The 314-nt window shown below is 48.1% G+C and carries 1 protein-coding gene; it reads left to right on the plus strand.

Annotated elements, in window-relative coordinates:
* Positions 1–314: DUF885 family protein (locus CWB98_RS23775; RefSeq protein WP_138547004.1), on the plus strand; the 314-nt coding region annotated here is incomplete at both ends.

Genomic DNA, 314 nt, shown 5'->3' on the forward strand with positions numbered 1-314 from the left:
GCAGGTGCAAAATAGTGTCGATGAGTATGTGTTCAATGCGCACTATATGCCCCTGACCTCCGAATATGGTTTTCACTCATCCTTGTCATTTATGGTGCAGCGTGGAGATTACAGTTCTGCTCAAGGGTTTGAAACCTACTTAGCGCGCCTGCGCCAAGTGCCTCGGTTCTTTGAGCAAAACATCTATTGGATGAAAAAAGGGCTCGAAACAGGGTTAACGCAACCTAAAGCCGTGCTTGCCGGCTATGAGGAGTCGATAAGCGCGTATTTGGTCGATGATGTCACCGAGTCTGCATTTTATGCCCCTTTCAAGC

Origin of the sequence: Pseudoalteromonas rubra, from assembly GCF_005887115.1 — a bacterium.
Classification (GTDB): Bacteria; Pseudomonadota; Gammaproteobacteria; order Enterobacterales; family Alteromonadaceae; genus Pseudoalteromonas; species Pseudoalteromonas rubra_F.